This window comes from Nocardia africana NBRC 100379 (assembly GCF_001612635.1).
Lineage (GTDB): Bacteria > Actinomycetota > Actinomycetes > Mycobacteriales > Mycobacteriaceae > Nocardia > Nocardia africana.
The window spans coordinates 20259-38714 of the sequence record NZ_BDAV01000002.1 but is presented as its reverse complement, the minus strand read 5'-3'; the positions used below and the strand labels follow the sequence as shown (position 1 = coordinate 38714).

Below are 18456 nucleotides of genomic sequence, written 5' to 3'. Positions count from 1 at the left end.
CCGTGTCCGCCGCCCGGTGCGTGGTGGCTCCGGTGGCCGTATGTGGGTCACCGCCAATAGCCGCGCGCGGCGATATTGTGTTTCGGCAGTTTGGCTTTCAGCGATTTGGTGACCGCGCGGGTGGTGGCCGCATCGCAGGCGGCCCACGCGAAGGCATCGGGGGAGCAGGTCACCGAGTCGGCCGCCTGCCGCAGCAGTTGGCCGTAGTTGACTCGCTGCACCCACGTCACCTCGGTCTTCGGGCCGGTGCGCACCGGTAGCGACTGCTCGGACTCCTCCTGCCATTCCAGCCAGACCCGGGACGGCGTCTCACCGATCGCGTCCAGCAGCGAATTGATCGCCGGCAGCGAGGCACTGTCGCCGAAGATCAGGAATTCCGACGGAACCGGTTCGGGCACCGCGAATTTCGAGCCCATGACGGTGGCGTCGATCTCGTCGCCGACCGCGGCCCGCGCGGCCCACCGCGAGGCCGGGCCGCCGTGCAGCGCGAACTCGATATCGAACGCGTCGTTGCCGGGATCGGGGTCGACGAGGGTGTATCCGCGCTGTTGCAGGGTGCCGTTGTCGTCGGGGAACCAGATGCGGATCCACTGCGTGGGATGCACGGGGTGGTCGGCCAGCAGCCCGCCGCCGGTGAAGCCGAGCCGCAGATATTTGTCGCCGATCTGCCGCACCGAGGTGACGGTCAGCCGGTAGTCGTCCGCGCGCAGTGCCTTGAGGATGACGCCGTTGATGCCTTTGCCCATGGGGCTAGGGTAGCTGGGTTAGGTTAGCCAAACCACACCCCAACGACAGTGGGGGTCGGTGGGCTACTATGCTCTAAGGTTAGGCAAGCCTAGCCTTTGAAGTAGGTGGTGAGGCCCGATTTCCGGCCGGTGAGGAGTTTGTCTGATGCTCGGCAAGGCTGACGTTCGTGACATCGTGGCGGCGGAGCTGGGCGTCCGAGCCGAATCGATCGGATACGACGACGATCTCGTCGGCCTGGGCATGCATTCGATGAAACTGATGCGCCTCGCCGGTCGCTGGCGCAAACAGGGCTACGAGGTCCGCAGTTCCGAACTCGCGCTCTCACCCACGATTGCCGCCTGGGCCGAATTGCTCGGGGCCACCCCGGAACCGGCCCCCGCGTCCCGTGCCGACGGCGCCGGCGACTCTGCCGAAGGCGCGGCCACAGTCACCGACGGTGAGGAATTCGCCCTCGCCACCATGCAACACGCGTACTGGGTCGGCCGCCGCCAAGACCAGCAGCTCGGCGGTGTCGCCGCCCATCTCTACGTCGAATTCGACGGTCGCGGCCTGGATGTCGATCGGATGGGCCGCGCGGTCGACCGCCTGGTACGCCGCCATCCGCAGCTGCGGGTGCAGTTCACCGACGCCGGCACGCAGCGGGTGCTGCCCGAGCCGCTGCTCCCGGTGTTCCGGGTGGAGGATCTGCGTGCGGCCACCGATCCGGACCGGGAACTGGAACGCCTGCGCCAGGCCAAGAGTCATCAGCGGATGGATGTCGAAGCCGGCCAGGTCGTCGACATCACCCTCACCCTGCTGCCCGACGGCGCCCACCGCGTGCACGTCGATGTGGACATGCTCGCCGGAGATGCGTTGAGCTACCGGCGAATTCTCGACGATCTGGCCGCGTTGTACGACAGCGACGCCGATCCGGCCGATACCGTCGGCTACACCTTCCGCGAATATCTCGACGCCAGAGCCCGCCAGGCGCCGGACAATTCGGCCGCCAAGGCCTGGTGGGAACAGCGACTCGCCGACCTCCCCGATATCCCCTCGCTGCCGGTGCTGGCCGAGGACGAGCGCGCCGATCCCAGCCGCAGCATCCGGCTGCACCACTGGTTCGAGCCCGAGGCCAAGGCCGGTTTCGAGGCACTCGCCCACAGCCACGGCGTCACCCCGGCGGTGGCGCTGGCCACGGTGTTCGCCGAGACCATCGCGCGCTGGTCGGCGCGGCAGCGCTTCCTGCTGAACGTCCCGCTGTTCGACCGGGAGCCGCTGCACGACGACATCGACCGCGTGGTGGGTGATTTCACGAATTCGGTACTGGTCGACGTCGATGCCCGCCGGCCGGAATCGATGGTCGACCGCGCCAAGCGCCTGCAGCGCGAATTGCACACCTGCGCTGTGCATTCCGTATACGAAGGACTGGACGTGCTGCGCGATCTCGGAAGATCGCGCGGCGGCCCGGTGACGCCCTCGGTGGTGTTCACCTCGGGGCTGGACCTGGGTGAGCTCTTCTCCGATCGGGTCGCCGCGCTGTTCGGCGAGCCGGTGTGGATTCTGTCGCAGGGCCCGCAGGTCGATCTCGACGCGCAGGTCGCCGAACTGGGCGGCGGTCTGCTGGTGAACTGGGACGTGCGGCGCGACGCCATGCCCGAGGGTGTGGTCGCGGCGATGTTCGCCGAGTTCCGCCGCCTGCTGCTGGCCCTCGCCGAGCCGGGTGCGGACTGGAACGCACCGCTGACGATCGATCTGCCGGCGCGGCAGCGCGCGGTGCGCGCACGGGTGAACGACACCTTCACCGACTGGCCGGCGCGCACGCTGCACGGCGAATTCTTCGAGCGGGCCCACCGCAAGCCGGAGGCCGAGGCCCTGCGCTGGCGTGGCGGCGCCTGCGACTACGGCGACCTGGCCGATCAGGCGCTCGCGGTGGCCGCCGCGCTCATCGATGCCGGCGTGCGTCCGGGCGACACCGTCGCGGTGATCGTTCCCAAGGGGCACCGGCAGATTCCGGCCGTACTCGGTGTGCTGGCAGCGGGGTCGGCCTACGTGCCGATCGGCACCGGTCAGCCGCCGGCGCGACGCGACCGCATTCTGGCCCGCGCGGGCGCCCGGGTCGCGCTCACCGACGCGGCGCTCGAGCTACCGGACGATGTCACCGCCATCGGTCTGACCACCGCGCTGTCCGGCCGTCGCCTCGACCGCGCCTACGTGAGTGATCCGGACGGCGTCGCCTACGTGCTGTTCACCTCCGGATCCACCGGTGAGCCCAAGGGCGTGGAGGTGAGTCATCGGGCCGCCGCCAACACCGTCGACGCCCTCGCGGCTCATTTCGGCCTGGACGCGCACGCTCGGCTGCTCGGCCTGTCGTCGCTGGAATTCGATCTGTCGGTCTTCGACATCTTCGCCCCGCTCGCACTGGGCGGTGCGCTGGTGTGCGTGGACGCCGAGATCGAGCGGGACGCCCAGGCCTGGGCCCGGCTGATCGCCGAACACGAAGTGAGCGTGCTCAATTGCGCGCCCGGCTTGATCGCGATGCTGCTGGACTCCGCCGACGCGCGGGCTCTGCACACCCTGCGAGTGGTCGTCACCGGCGGTGACCGCGTCGGCACCGAACTCGCGCATCGCCTGCGCGCCCTGGTGCCCGGCCTGCGTTTCGCGGGTCTGGGCGGAGCCACCGAGGCCGCGATTCACTCGACCGTCTGCGAAGTGACCGACGACTTCCCGGCCGACCGCGCCACCGTGCCCTACGGCATGCCGCTGGCGAATGTGGCGATGCGGGTGGTGAACGAGCGCGGCGAGGACTGCCCGGACTGGGTGGTCGGCGAATTGTGGATCGGCGGAACCAGTGTGGCCGACGGCTACCGCGGCGATCCGGAACGCACCGCGCAGCGTTTCGTCGAATACGGCGGCCTGCGCTGGTATCGCACCGGCGACCTGGCCCGCTATCTGCCCGACGGCACCGTCGACTTCCTCGGTCGCGCCGACCATCAGGTCAAGATCCGCGGCTACCGGGTGGAACTGGGCGAGGTCGAAACCGCACTGACCACACTGCCGTCCGTCCAGCAGGCCGTCGCGCTGGTGACCGATTCCGGCCGGCTGGCCGCCGCGGTGCGGGCGGATGCTGCGGACACCGCCGACGAACTGCGGGCCGCGTTGCGGGATCTGCTTCCCGCCCACATGATTCCGGATCTGATCGAGATCGTGGCCGAGATCCCGCTGACCCCCAACGGGAAATTGGACCGGGCGGCGATCCGGCGGCGGGTGGAGGCCGGCGCGCCCGATGCCGCCGCATCCGCGGTGCCGCCGGCGAACGAGGTCGAGGCGGCGCTGGCCTATATCGCGGCGCAGATTCTCGGCGTCGAGACCGTCGGTGTGGAAACCGATTTCTTCGAGGTCGGCGGCAATTCGATTCTGGCGACCACGCTGACCGCCAAGGTGCGCGGACTGCTCGCGGTCGAGAAATTCGGTGTCACCGCCGTGTTCGGCGGACGGACCGTGCGTCGCATCGCCGCGCGGTTGCAGGCCGAGGAGACCACCCCGGGCCGCTTGGCGCAGGTGTCGCGAATTCTGCTGGAGCTGGCCGAAGTTCCGGTGCCGCACACCGGTTCGGCGCGGTCGGATTCGGCCCTCGCTCCGGCGGGCGACTGAGCACCGCAGCACAGGCCCCCGAGTTTTCTCGTAGACAGATTGGTTCGTCAGATGCGTTCGCTGGAAGACCTGCAGGTAGCGATGGCGGCTCGGCTCGCCGAGGAGGGTTTGGCCACCGCCGCGGCCGTGCCGGTACGCCGGAACCCGGAGCGGGCGCCGCTGTCGTTCGGACAGCGTTACGTGTGGGCGCATCAACAGATTTCGCCCGGCAGCTCCGCCTACAACCTGTGCCTGGCGCTGACGTTCACGGCTGCGGTGGACGCCGCGCCGGTCGATTCGGGAGCGCTGCGCACGGCCTTCGCAGCGCTGGTCGAGCGGCACGAGGTGCTGCGCACCACCTACCACACCGATCAGGACGGTGAACCCTACCAGCGGATTCATGCCGATCTGCCGCCTCGGCTGGTGGAGGAGGATCTGTCCGGTCTCGCCGAGGAGCAGGTCCGGCAGCGGTTGCGTGAGCTGACCGAGGCCGCGGCCCGCGAGAGCTTCGATCTGACATCGGAGTCCTCGCTGCGGGTGACCCTCGTGCGCATATCCGCCCGCGAGCTGGTCGCCGTAGTGGTGATTCAGCACATCGCGTGGGACGGTATGACACTGCCCGCGCTCTCGCGCGATGTGGAGAACTTCTACCGGCAGGCACTGACCGGCCCGGTCACGGTGGAGCCGCTGCGGTTGCAGGTCGCCGACTTCGCCGAATGGGAGGCCGGCCGGTTCGCCGCCGACGACCATGCCGAGGATATCCGCTTCTGGCAGAACAGCTTCGACGGTGAACTGCCGGAACTGCAGCTGCCCTACGATCGCCGCCCGGTCGCGCCCACCGAACGCGGCGCCCGCTGCGATCGCCCGCTGAGCACCGCCGCCGACGCGACGCTGCGGCGCCTCACCGCCGACCTGCGCACCACCCCGTTCTCGGTGTTCCTCGCCGCCTACTACGTCGCGCTGCGCGAGATGACCGGGCGCACCGACATGGTCATCGGCACCACCGTGGCCAACCGCGAAGAGTCCGGGATGGAGCTGCTGATCGGCAATCTCAGCAATATGCTCCCGCTGCGCATCGGCGGCCGCGACGATCAACGCTTCGCCGAGCTGGTCGAGCAGGTGCGTGGCGTGATCACCGATGCGTTCGGGCACAAGCATTTTCCGCAGGAGGGCATCGTCCGCGCGGTGAACGCCGCGACCGGCAATGTCGGCTCCCAGCTGTTCGACACGATGGTGCTGTTCCTGCACCAGAAGATCGACGGCCCCCAGCTGCCGGACGCCACCACCAGCTGGGAGCTGATCGACAACGGCGCGGCCCTGCTGCCGCTGGTGGTGGAGACGTTCATGCACGGTGATCGGACCGATGTCCAGATCACCTATCGCACCGACCTTTTCGATCCCGTCACCATCGATCGCCTGCACGAGTACATCGATCTCGTGCTCGCCGCCGCGACCCCCGACGCCGAGGTGTCCGAGCTGGCCACACTGTCGCCCACCGATCGCAGGGCGCTGGCGCAGTGGTCGCACGGCGCCGCGGTGCCGATCGAGGCGGACACCGCCGACGCGATGATCCGTGCCTCCGCGCGCACCTACCCGGACCGTACGGCCGTGGTGTTCGGCGATATCGAACTGACCTATCGCGAATTCGATACCCGGGTGAACCGGCTCGCGCGTCTGCTGCTGGCCGACGGCGTGCGGCCCGGCGATCGAGTCGGCGTCTACGCCGAACGCAGTGAGCGGCTGCCGATCGCGTTCGCGGCGGTGCTGCGCGTCGGCGCAGTGTATTTCCCGATCGACCCCAGCTATCCGCTCGACCGCATCGAGTACATGCTCGGCGATGCCCAGCCGGCGCTGCTGCTGACATCGGCGGGCACGAAGTCGATCCTCGAAACCGATGTTCCGGCAATCGATCTCACCGACCCGGCGGTGATCGAACGCCTGTCCGCGCTGGACGGCTCGGAACTGTCGCCGGACGAGCTGCCGCGGCCCCTGCATCCGCTCGACCCCGCCTATCTGCTCTACACCTCCGGCACCACCGGCCGCCCCAAGGGCGTCGTGATCCATCACCGCGGCATCGCCAACCACGTGCAATGGATGCGCGACTACCTCGGCTTCGGCGAGGAACGCATCCTGCAGAAGGCGCCGATCGGCTTCGACGTCTCGGTCTTCGAGCTGGTGAACGCGCTGTGCACCGGATCGGCGACGGTGCTGCCGCCGCCGCAGTGGTGGCAGGCCGATGTGGAGGCGCTCGCCGATATCATCCACCGGCACCGCATCACGCAGATCTCGTTGGTGCCCAGCGTGGTTCGCGCATTCATCGATGCCGGTCCCGATCCCGCGCGGCTGCGATCCATGCGCTACGTGTACCTGGGCGGCGAGGCGGTGCCGCCGGCGCTGGTCGAGGAATCGAGCCGCTTCTTCGGCGGTACGGTGCTCGGTCTCTACGGCCCCACCGAGGGCTCGATGGATCTCATGCATGAGGACTTCGCCGGGCGGACGAACACCGAAGGGCCCGCCGGCACCGCGCTCGAACCGGCGCTCATCGGTGTGCCGGAATGGAATTCGTCGGTCTACGTGCTGGACGAGCGGTTGCGGCAGGTCCCGCCCGGGGCGATCGGGGAGCTCTACCTCGGCGGGGTGCAGCTCGCGCAGGGCTACCACCGCCGCCCCGATCTGACCGCCGCGGCCTTCGTGGCCTGCCCGTTCGCCGGTGAGCCGGGAGCCCGGATGTATCGCACCGGCGATATCGTGCGCTGGAATTCGCGGGGTCGCATGGAATACCTGGGCCGGGTCGATGATCAGGTCAAGGTGCGCGGACATCGCATCGAGCTGGGTGAGATCGGCACGGTGCTGCGCCGCGTACCCGGTATCGCCTCCGCCGTCGCGATCACCGTGCCGCAGGGCGGGCAGGGCCACGCCCTGGCGTTGGTGGCCTACTATGTGCCGGAGGCGAATTCGGAGTTCGCCACCGGGGGCGACGCCGAGAATTCCGAGCGCATCAAAGCCGCACTCGCGCAACGCCTGCCGGAATACATGGTCCCCACCGCACTGGTGAAACTGGCGGCACTACCGCTGACCGCCAACGGCAAACTCGACCGCCGGGCCCTGCCGCAACCGGATCCGGGTGGCAGCACCGGGCACGGGCGGGACCTGCGGGCGGGCACCGAAGCCGCGGTCGCGGAGGTGGTGCGGTCGGTTCTGCACCTCGGCGCGACCACTCCGCTGGCGGCCGACGACGACTTCCTGGCCCTCGGCGGCGATTCCATCAGCGCGATCCGGATGGCCGCGGCCCTGAAGAAGCACGGATTGCTGATCACGACCAGCGCGCTGTTCGACGCGCGCACGATCGCCCGGATCGCCACGGCGTGCGAGCCGATCGTCGAGAGTGCCGGTCCGGCGCTGGTCGACGCGGACAGCCCGGCCGCCTGGATTCCGCTCAACCCCATCGCGGCCCAGCTCATCGAACAGTCCGACGACTACCACGCCTATACCCAGGCCACGGCGGTCGTCGCCCCCGCGCACAGCACGCGCGAGCAGATCGCCGAGGTCGTCTCGGCGCTGCCCGCGCGCCATCCGATGCTGCGTGCCCGGCTCGGCACCGATCCGCAGGGCGCCACGGCCTACTACGTCCCGGAACCGGACGAGCCGACCGCCGCGCCCACCCTCGCGGAGGTCGTGATCGATGACGAGAACTGGGACCGCAGCGCGGGCGCGCGGCTGAACCAGCAGCTGGCCGAGCTGAGCGCGCAACTGGAACCCGGTGCGGGCCGTATGCTCGCCGCCGCCTGGGTGCACTCCGCCGACGGAACGCAGGGGCGGCTGCTGCTGGTCGTCCACCACCTGGTGGTCGACGGCGTGTCCTGGCGGGTCCTGCACGACGACCTGCGTGGTCTGTGGGGTGTCGAGGCCGCGACGGTCGAGCCGCAGCCGGGGACCTCGGTCAAGACCTGGAACACCGGCCTCGTGCGGGTGGCGAACAGCGACGCCGTCGTCGCGACGCTGCCGTACTGGCGCGCGGCCGCCGAAGCGGTGGATCCGCTGCTCGGCAGTCGCGCCCTCGATCCGGCCGTCGACACCGTCGCGACCGTGCGCGAGGTCACCACCACCCTCGACGCGGACGACACCGCATTCCTGATGAGCGCGGCCACCACGGCCTTCGGCTGCGATTTCCTCGACATCCAGGTCGCCTCGCTGGCGGTGGCGATCCACCGCTTCCGCCGCCGCCGCGACCGGGACGCCGATGCGGTCGCGGTGACGATGGAACGGCACGGCCGGGTCGAAACCCTCTTCAGCGGTGTGGATCTCGCGAACACTGTCGGCTGGTTCACCACCGCCTACCCGGTGGCGCTGCGTATCCCGGACGCGGGCGAACAGGTCGAATCCGCGGTGAAGGCGGTCAAGGAGCAACTGCTCGCGGTGCCCGAATCGGGGATCGGCTGGGGCTTGCTGAGCCGGCTCAACCCGGAAACCCGCGCCGCGCTGGCGGGTTCGCCGTCGCCGCAGGTGAGTTTCAACTACATGGGCCGCTTCGCCGCGTCCGGCGCCGCGGACCGCGAATCGGTCCGAACCTGGGATGCCGCACCGGAATTCGGCTACCTGGGCGGTCACGCGGATCCGGCCATGCCGGCCCCCGCGCTGCTGGACGTCAACACCGTGGCATTGGCCGACGGGGACAGTGTGCGGTTGCATGCCTCCTTCCGGTTCCCGGCAGGGCCGCTGTCCGAGGACGAAGCCGGCGAACTGGCCCAGCTGTGGAGCGAGGGCCTGGGCGAACTCGTGAAGAGCGTGCGCGACAATCCGATTCGCCGCCTCACGCCCAGCGATGTGGTCGCCGACGAGGTGACCCAGCTGGACCTGGACCGCTGGCAGGCGCTGTATCCCGGCTGCGTGGACATCTATCCGCTGGCGCCGCTGCAGGCCGGTCTGTACTTCACCGCCCTCGGTTCGGCGGGCAACGACGTCTACAACGTGCAGACGCTCATCGGGGTGCGCGGCGAACTCGACCTACCGCTGCTGTCCGCGGCCTTCGACACCGTGCTGAACCGCTACCCCAATCTGCGCGTGTCGATTTCGGTATCGCATGCCGGACAGCCCTATGCGGTGGTCGCCGACCACATGCGCATTCCGGTGCGCGAGATCGACTTCGCGGACCTGCCCGACGCGCAGCAGCGCCTGCACGAATTCTTCCGGGCCGATCAGGCCGAACATTTCGACCTCGCCCAGGGGCCGCTGCTACGGATCACCGTCGTGCATCTGCCCGGCAACCGGCACACGGTCCTGCTGACCTCGCACCATCTGCTGACCGACGGCTGGTCCGGGCAGTTGCTGCCGCGCGAGATCTTCGCCGAATACGCCGGTCGCGGGGGAGCGCCGCTCGGTGATCCGGAGACCTTCGCGCGCTTCCTGCGCCTCACCCGGGACCGGGAGGAGGCCACCGAGGCGGCCTGGCAGAGCTATCTCGAGGATGTGCGACCCTGCCTCGTCGCCCCGGCCCGCACGCCCGACCGTGGCGGCGTACCGGAGGGGCGCACGTTCGTACTCGACGACGAGACGGTCGCGCGCGCCACCGGGCTGGCCGCGGAGCAGGGCGCCACCTTCAGCCTGGTCTGCCAGCTCGCCTGGGCCAACGCGCTGCGTTACGTAACCGGCGAGCAGGCAACGGTTTTCGGTGAGGTGGTGTCGGGCCGGCCCGCCGATCTCGACGGCGTCGACCATGCCGTCGGCTGCTTCGCCAACACCATTCCGGTCGCGATCGACCTGGCCGGCGACCGGACCTGGCGCGACCATCTCGCCGAGATGCAGCGGCACCGTGTCGATCTCATGGAGTACCACCAGTACCGGCTCACCTCGGCGATGCGAACGGCGGGTCGGTCGGGCCCGGCGGCGCGCAAGCTGTTCGACAGCATGTTCGTCTTCCAGTCCTATCCGCCGGGCCGCGACGAGCTGGAAATCTCGGTGCGCGAGGGCGGTTTGGAGCTGGTGTCGTTCGAGGGCGGCGGCGCCACCGACAACGCGCTGCTGCTGATGATCTTCCCGGCCAATTCCCTGCTACCCGGCGATGCCGTGCAGGCGGTGGTGTTCTACGCCGAGGACTGTTTCGAAGCCGACGATGCCCGCATCATCGAGACCGCCTTCCGGAATACGTTGCGCGCCATCGCCGAACAGCCCGACCGCGCCGTCGCCGACACCACGGTGATCGACGACGAGGACCAGGGCCTGCTGGTGATGCGGCGGATGTGGCAGTGACAGATATGAGGAGTCTGACGAGCATGGCAGCAGCACCCGGGTGGATCCGGCAGTTCCACGCACCGCGTGGGGCGAGCGCACCGCTGATCATCTGCCCGCACGCGGGCGGCGGCGCATCGACCTACCGGCCCTTCTCGAAGCAGTTGCGCGAACATTTCGATGTCGGTGTGCTGCAGTACCCCGGCCGCCAGGACCGCGCTCGCGAGGCCGCACTGCGGACGCTGCCGGAACTCGCCGAGGGAGCCTTCGACGAATTCGCGCTCTCACCGTGGAATCGCGACGAGCCGATCACGGTGCTGGGCCACAGCATGGGATCGATCGTGGCCTTCGAATTCGTCCGCATCGCCGAATCCGAAGGTGTGCCGGTGCGATTGCTGGCGGTCTCGGGTGCGGTTTCCCCGGGGCGGGTGGCCGAAATGCCCGACCATCCCACCGAGGACGAACAGTTGCTCGACCATATGGCCGGACTCGAGGGCACCGGCTCGGATCTGCTGGGCAATCGTGACCTGATGCGGATGGCGCTCCCGGCGTTGAAGGCCGACTATGCCGCCTTCGACCGCTACTCGTGCCCCGAGGACGTGCGGGTGCAGGCTCCCATCCAGGCGATGGGCGGCAGCGACGACGAGTACGTCACCATGGGCGACCTCTACGGGTGGCAGCAGCACACCGACTCGCACGTGTCGGTGTCGATGTTCGACGGTGGCCACTTCTACCTGCACGACCACGTCGAGGGCATCGCGGAGCTGCTGATCGCGGAACTGGAGACCACATCATGAGCGAGGCGGATCCCATCGTCGTCAGCGGCCTCGCCGTCGAGGCGCCCGGTGGCATCGAGACGCCCGGCCGGTACTGGGCGGCGCTGTCGCAGGCCCGCGATCTGACCGGGCCGTTCCCGCGCGACCGTGGCTGGCCGCTCGCCGAACTGCTGAACCTGTCGCGCCACGAAGGCTGGGCGGCGGTCTGCGATGCGGGCGGGTTCCTCGCTCGCGCATCGGAATTCGATCCGACGTTCTTCGGCATCACACCGCGCGAGGCGGTCGCGATGGACCCGCAGCAGCGGGTGGCACTGCGGGTGGCCTGGCGGGCACTGGAGAACGCCGGCATCAATCCCGCGGCCGTCGACGGTGATGAGGTGGGCTGCTATATGGGTGCCTCGCCGACCGAATACGGGCCACACGCCGCCGAGGTCAACGACTACTCGGGGTACCGCGCGGCCGGTGCCGCCCTGGGAGCGGTGGCCGGGCGGATCTCGCACTGCCTCGGCCTCGGCGGCCCGTCGATCGTGGTCGACACCGCCTGTGCCTCCTCACTGTCGGCGGTGCACATGGCGGCGGCGGCGATCCGCGCCGGGGAATGCGACTGGGCGCTGGCCGGTGCGGTCTGTGTGATGGGTTCGCCCGCCGCGTTCTTCGAATTCTCCAAGAACAACGCGCTGGCCGCGGACGGGCAGTGCAAACCGTATTCCGATGCCGCCGACGGCACGCTGTGGGGCGAGGGCGCGGGTGTGGTCGTGCTGGAACACGAATCGCGGGCTCGCGCGGCGGGTCGCCGGATCTACGGGCGATTGCTCGCCACCCGTATCAACCACAACGGCGCCGGGGCGCCGATCGCCGTGCCGAGCAGCCGCGCGCAGGAACGGCTGATCCGCGCGACCGTTGCGGCGGCGGGTATTTCGCCCGAGGTCGTCGGCATGATCGAAGGCCACGGCACCGCGACCGCGGTCGGCGATCCACTGGAACTCGAGGCACTGGATCGCGTCTACGGATCGGGGTCCGCGCGCCTGGGCTCGGTGAAATCGAATCTGGGCCACGCACAGGCGGCGGCGGGCATGCTCGGGCTGATCAAGGTGCTGCTCAGCGGTCTGCACGGACAGATCGCGCCGACCCGCTTCGCCGACAATCCGACCGGCAGGGTGGATTGGGACGCGACCGGCTTGCGGCTGGCCGCGAAACTCGAGGACTGGCAGCCGCACGACGGCGTGCGCTACGGGGCGGTGTCGTCGTTCGGGGTCTCGGGCACGAATGCCCATGCGCTGCTGGCCATTCCGGCCGAAGAGGAGAGTCATGTCTAGCTACCGCCTGCCCGACGGCAGCGTCCCGATCCTGCTGTCCAGCGACAATCCGGACCTGGTGGGACGAGAGGCGGCCGCAGTCGCGGACTACCTGGCCGACCATCCCGACGTGACTCCGGACCGCGTGGCCGACATGCTGTTTCGTACCCGGTCGCCGCGCCGCCACCGCGCCCTGGTCATGGCCGACGCGCAGACCGATGTGATCGCCGCGCTGCGCGCCGTGGCCGACGGCCGACCGCATCCGGCGGTGGTGCGATCGGAGCGCGCCGCGACCGCGCAGCGCGTGGCGTACGTCTTTCCCGGCCAGGGCAGCCAGCGCCCCGGCATGGGCGCGATGCTCTACGAGCACTCGCCGGCCTACCGCGATGCTGTCGACCAGTGCGACAAGGTCTTCCACGATCTCTACGGCTGGTCACCGCGCGTCTATCTGCTCGAGGCCGAGCAGGCGGCCGACGACAAGGCGCTGACCGTGCAACCGGCGCTGTTCGTGCAGATGGTCGGCGTGGCCGCGATGTGGCGGGCCGCCGGGGTCGGCCCGGGTATGACGGTGGGACATTCGCAGGGTGAGATCGCCGCCGCCTACGTCAGCGGGGCGCAGACCCTGCGGGACGCGGTCCGGATCGTCACCACCCGGGCGCGTATCGTCGACGACCGCAAGCTCAGCGGTTATTCCATGGCGGTGCTGGGCATCGACCGCGACGAGTGCGAGGACCTGATCGCGCGGCAGGCCGACTTCGTGGAGTTGTCGGTGATCAATTCCCGCCACATCATCGCGATCTCCGGTGAACGCGACGCCGTCGTCCGCATCGTCGAATCCTTCACTTCCGCAGGAAAATTCGCGAAGGAAATTCGCGTCCGGTATCCGGCGCACACCTCCTATGTCAGTACCGGGCGCGACGTGCTGGCTGCCACGGTCGGTCCGGAGATGGACAACCACGCCTTCATCGACACCGAGATCGACTGTATCGGCGCCACCATGGGCGACCGCATCCATTCCGGCCTGTCGATCGTCGATTACTGGTATCTGAACCTGCGTAATCGGGTGCGTTTCGACCTGGCGATCCGGAAAGCCGCGGAGGGCGGCGCGAGCACCTTCATCGAAATCTCCGAACATCCGACCCTGATGCTCGCGATTCAGGAGAATCTGGGGGAGATTCCGGGGCAGCGGGAATTCCAGGCGCTGGGCACCTCGCGCCGCACGGCCGAGAATCTGCGGGAGTTCACCCGGAATCTGGCGACCGTCGCGGTGCACGACGCGAATTATCGGTGGGAGGCGCTGCGCGAATCCGGTGACGGCGGTGTGCCCGCGCTACCGCTGCTCGATTTCCCCCATACACAGATGAGCGCCAAATCGCTGTGGGCGCCGTTCGACTACGCTCGCACTGTCGAAGAGGCCACCGCGGAAACGGAATCCGGTGGTCCGACGGCCGCGCCACAGCGGGTGGTCGAGACCTGGACCAGATTGCAGCGGCGCATGATGGTGCCGCCGCGGACGCTCGCGCTGGTCGATCCCTCCGGCGCACACGCCGAACTCGCGGCCGCCGTTCGCGCGGCCGCGCCGCGGCAGGGCGCCACGGTGGTCGAGCCGGGTACCGATGCCCGGCCGGACACCCTGGTGGTGCTGGCCCCGCCGCCGTCGCCGGACGGTCCGGTACACGATGTATCCGAATTCCTCGGCGGGCGAGGCTGGTTGGGCGAGCTCGACGGCATCGGCGACATCTGGCTGGTGACCAGTGGCGGTGAGCACGTCGTCGACTCCGATCTGCCGGATCCGTTCCATGCCGCCGCGCAGGCCGGATTCCGTTGTCTGGCGGCCGAACACGTGGGCGTCGCCTTCCGCCACGCCGATCTGGGCGCCGGGACCGATGCCGCCGCGGCGGCGAAAGCGCTGCTCGGTGCGATCCATATCGCGGGGGAGCCCGAAGTGGCCGTGCGCGAGGGCGCCTACTACGGGAAACGGCTGATCCTCGACGACACCGCCGGTGATATTCCGCCGCGCGGGGAGGAACTGCGCGAGGTCGTCATCGTCGGTGGCACCGGCAAAGTCGGGCTCGACTGCTGCGAGCGGTTCGCCGCCGCGGGCGCGGGCCGGATCACGGTGATCAGCAGGACCGGGGGTTCGGCCGCCGGCGCGGCGCGCATCGCCGAGATCGGCGCCCGATACGAATCGGAGATCGTCGCGCGCCGCTGCGACGCCGGTGACGCCGACGCGCTCGGCGATCTCGCGGCGGAGTACGCCGCGAGTCCGGCGACCCTCATCGTGCACGCCGCCGTGGACTACGAAGCCGCGGCCGCCGATCCGAATCCGGTCACCATTCGCGCCGCGGCCGGCGCCAAATCCGGAGTGCTGCACAATCTCACGCGTATCTTCCCGCGCACCGTCGACGGTCGCATCGTGGTGTGCTCGTCGCTGTCGGCCACGCTGGGCGGGCGCGGGCATATGGTCTACGCCGCGGTCAACCGGATGCTGGACGCGCAGGCCGCGCACTATCGGGCCGAGGGCATCCGATGCTCGTCGGTGCAGTGGGGGCTGTGGCGGGCGGTCGGCGCCGACCACGCCGAAGCGCTGGCCCGCATCAGCGGCACCGGTTTGCTGCCGATGGACCCGGCGGTGGCGGTCGCCGCCGGCTTCGCGCCGCGCGCGGGCACCGTCCTGGTCGCCGCCGCACAGTGGGGTCGCATTCGAGATCTGTTCTCGGTGTTCGGTTTCGCGCCGCTGTTCGCCGAACTACCCGACGACGAGCCGGAGCCGGTAGTGGTCACGGTCGCCGAGCCGGTGGCCGCACCCGAGCCCGCCGCCGACACCGCCGCAGCGCCGCGCGGTACCGCCGACACCGTGCGCGATGCCCTGCGGGTGGTGATGGGGTTGGAACCGGACGAGGCCGTCGACGGATCGGTACCGCTGGTGGCGCTGGGCCTGGATTCGCTACAGGCGCTCGACCTCCGCAAGCGGGTCGAGTCGGAATTGCGGCGGGATCTCCCGGTCACCGCCATTCTCGGTGGCGCCTCCCTCGACGAGGTGGTGGCGCTGCTCGGCTGAGGCCGAGACGGTGGAATTTCGTCGAATAATCAAGTCAGCCTTACCAAGTGATGGGCGCTCGGACGGAGAGCTATGGTGTCGAATTCAATGGGTGGTCCGGCGGATACGGACAACGCGATCGTCGTCGACGGTGTGGAGAAGACCTTCGGCGCGGTGCGCGCGTTGCGAGGTATCAGCTTCAGCGCCCCCGCGGGCAGTGTGCTGGGCGTGCTCGGGCCCAACGGCGCGGGTAAGACCACCACGGTGTCGGTGTTGTCGACGCTGATCCGTCCCGATGCCGGCAGTGCGCGGGTAGCCGGCTTCGACGTCGTCACCCAGGCCGCCCAGGTCCGGTCCTCGATCATGCTGACCGGCCAGTACGCGGCGCTCGACGAAATGCTCACCGGCCGTGAGAATCTGGTGCTCTTCGCCCGTCTGATGGGCCTGCGGCGCAAGGCCGCCGCGCAGCGCGCCGAGGAACTGCTGGAACAGTTCGCGCTCACCGAGGCAGCGGAACGCCGGGTCGGCCGGTACTCCGGTGGTATGCGCCGGCGCATCGACATCGCCTGCGGATTGGTCCGCACGCCGCGCGTCGTATTCCTCGACGAACCCACCACCGGGCTGGACCCCGTCAGCCGCCAGAGCTTGTGGGCGCTGGTGCGCTCGCTCAAGGAACAGGGCGTGACGATTCTGCTCACCACGCAGTACCTCGAGGAGGCGGATGCGTTGAGCGACAACATCATCGTCGTCGACAAGGGCACCGTGATCGCCGAGGGTACCGCGGATCAGCTCAAGGCTCGCTCGGGCGACAGCTACTGCGAGGTCGTCCCGGTCGATGCCGCGAATGTGCCGGCCGTGGCCGCCGCGCTGGCGAGTCTGGGCGAGGTCACGATCGCCGAATCGCGAGACCGGGTGTCGGTGCCCGCGCCCGGCGGCGCGGTGACGCTGTCGGAGGCACTGGATCGGATCAACGCCGCGGGAATCGCATTGATCGACATCGCGTTGCGCCGCCCCTCCCTCGACGAGGTCTTCATCCAGCTGACCGAACCGGCCGAAGAGGTCCCGGCATGACCGCGGCGACCGCCGAAACTCCCGAACTGTTCCGGGTTCCGGCCGGTGTGCAGTGGAGTGCGTTGAGCGGCCGCATGATTCGCACCGCGCTCCGTGAAGGCGATCTCGTGCTGGCCTTCGCCGCGCCCGTGGTGTTCTTCGTCTGCTTCTACGTGCCGCTGCGGCATTCCATGGAGGCCGGCGGTATCGACTACGCGCAGTACCTGCTTCCCCTGATCGCGGTCTTCGCCATGTTCTTCACCTCCATGTTCGCCGGTGACCGGGCGGCACGAGAGGTCGTCGGCGGCATGGCCACGCGGCTGCGGGGGATGCCGGTGCCGCCGTGGGTACCGGTGACCGCGCGCATGTCGGCGAATCTGGTGCGTGCCGTCGCCGCCTTCACCGGGGCGCTGGTGATCGGCACCCTCTTCGGATTCCGGTTCCACAGCGCGGATTCCGCGCTGGTCTTCGTACTGGTGGTCCTGGCATTCGGCGCCACGCTCGTGATCGCCACCGATGCGCTCGGCACCATCACCCGCAACAGCGAACTCAGCGGCACCGTCCTGTTCGGCCCGCAACTGCTGCTGGTGATGACGTCCACCGGATTCGTTCCGGTCCAAGGCTTTCCGGGCTGGATCCAGCCGTACGTGCGCAACCAGCCGGTCTCGCAGACCACCGACGCGCTGCGTGGACTGGCCGCGGGGACCTACGGCTCCGCACTCGGCGTGGCCGCGATCTGGATCGCGGTGCTGCTGGTGGTCGCCGTGGTCCTGGCAGTGCGAGCGGAAGGGCACCGGGCATGAGTGAGGTGATCGAAGTCGCCGGCATGCGGAGCGGCGATTCTCCCGTGCTCGGCAACCGGATCGGCGATCTGGGATCGCAAACTCTGGTCGAGACCGGTCGCCTGCTGCGGCGCTGGTCGCGGCAGCCGGAGGTGGTCACCAGCACGCTGGTGCTGCCGATTCTGCTGCTGCTCATGTACGACCTGGTGCTGGACAAATCCCTCGGCGCCGCCGGTGGTGCCGACCCGATCTACGGTTTCGTCCCGATGATCGCCGTCGCCGGGGCGATGTACGGCGCGATGGGTACCGGCATGTCGTTGTACGCCGAGCGGGAAAGCGGTCTGCTGCGCCGGTTCTGGGTGCTCCCGATGCATCGCTGGGCCGGAATGTCCGGCCGGCTCGTCGCCGAATGCGCTCGCGCGCTGGCCGCGACGGTCGTGGTCGTCGCCGTCGGGATGGGCCTGGGCCTGCGGTTCCAGCAGGGCTGGGGCGGTGCGATCGGTGTCCTGCTGGTGCCGGTGATCGTGATCGCCGGATTCACCCCGCTGGTTGTCGCGGTCGGGGTGAGCAGCGCCGGCGAGAAGGTGGTGCAGCTGTTCGCGATCGTGGTATTGGTCGGCATGTTCTTCAATTCCGGATTCGTGCCGGTGCGGAACTACCCGGGATGGTTGCAACCGGTCGTGCGGGCTCAGCCGATGAGCTGCGCCATCGAGGCGATGCGCAACTTCACTCTCGGTGGACCGCTGCTGGTTCCGGTATTGCAGACCGTGGCATGGTCGGTGGGCCTGATTGTGGTTTTCGGTGCCGTGGCCATTCGCGGTTACCGTCGCGCCGCCCAGAGTTGACCAGTCCTCCGCCGCCTCCGGACATGCCATTAGCTCGAAAATAGCGAGACACGCCGACTGTCATTCTGATTCCCAGAATATCGATCC

General features: G+C 69.2%; 9 protein-coding genes. 8 read left to right on the top strand and 1 reads right to left on the bottom strand.

From position 1 onward, the window contains the following. Positions 1-47: 47 nt before the first annotated feature. Positions 48-746: a siderophore-interacting protein gene (locus NA3_RS01775; protein WP_062961841.1), complete on the bottom strand. Its 699-nt coding sequence runs from the start codon at positions 744-746 to the stop codon at positions 48-50. 145 nt (positions 747-891) lie between these two features. On the opposite strand from NA3_RS01775, the gene NA3_RS01770 reads away from it, so the two are divergent. The 8 genes from NA3_RS01770 to NA3_RS01735 all read left to right on the top strand — a co-directional run bounded on the left by NA3_RS01770 (position 892) and on the right by NA3_RS01735 (position 18369). Further along, positions 892-4377: a non-ribosomal peptide synthetase gene (locus NA3_RS01770; RefSeq protein ID WP_062961840.1), complete on the top strand. Its 3486-nt coding sequence runs from the start codon at positions 892-894 to the stop codon at positions 4375-4377. A gap of 51 nt (positions 4378-4428) precedes the next feature. Beyond that, complete coding sequence (locus tag NA3_RS01765; RefSeq protein ID WP_062961839.1) at positions 4429-10602, top strand: non-ribosomal peptide synthetase; 6174 nt, start codon at positions 4429-4431, stop codon at positions 10600-10602. A 23-nt stretch (positions 10603-10625) separates the two neighbouring features. Further along, positions 10626-11378 carry a thioesterase II family protein gene (locus NA3_RS01760; RefSeq protein ID WP_062961838.1) on the top strand — a complete coding sequence of 251 codons (753 nt, stop codon included), beginning with the start codon at positions 10626-10628 and terminating at the stop codon, positions 11376-11378. Then, positions 11375-12673, top strand: a complete 1299-nt coding sequence (locus NA3_RS01755) for a beta-ketoacyl [acyl carrier protein] synthase domain-containing protein (protein WP_062961837.1) — start codon at positions 11375-11377, stop codon at positions 12671-12673. The genes NA3_RS01760 and NA3_RS01755 overlap by 4 nt, the downstream gene beginning before the upstream one ends. Further along, on the top strand, positions 12666-15713 hold the full coding sequence (gene nbtC, locus NA3_RS01750; protein WP_062961836.1) for a nocobactin polyketide synthase NbtC: 3048 nt from the start codon (positions 12666-12668) through the stop codon (positions 15711-15713). Before NA3_RS01755 ends, nbtC begins: the two co-directional genes overlap by 8 nt. A 72-nt stretch (positions 15714-15785) precedes the next feature. Beyond that, complete coding sequence (locus NA3_RS01745) at positions 15786-16763, top strand: ATP-binding cassette domain-containing protein (RefSeq protein ID WP_227995381.1); 978 nt, start codon at positions 15786-15788, stop codon at positions 16761-16763. After that, complete coding sequence (locus NA3_RS01740) at positions 16760-17545, top strand: ABC transporter permease (protein WP_062961834.1); 786 nt, start codon at positions 16760-16762, stop codon at positions 17543-17545. Before NA3_RS01745 ends, NA3_RS01740 begins: the two co-directional genes overlap by 4 nt. Then, entirely contained in the window at positions 17542-18369 is an 828-nt protein-coding gene (locus NA3_RS01735; protein ID WP_227995380.1) for an ABC transporter permease, read from the top strand. Before NA3_RS01740 ends, NA3_RS01735 begins: the two co-directional genes overlap by 4 nt. Positions 18370-18456: the final 87 nt, after the last annotated feature.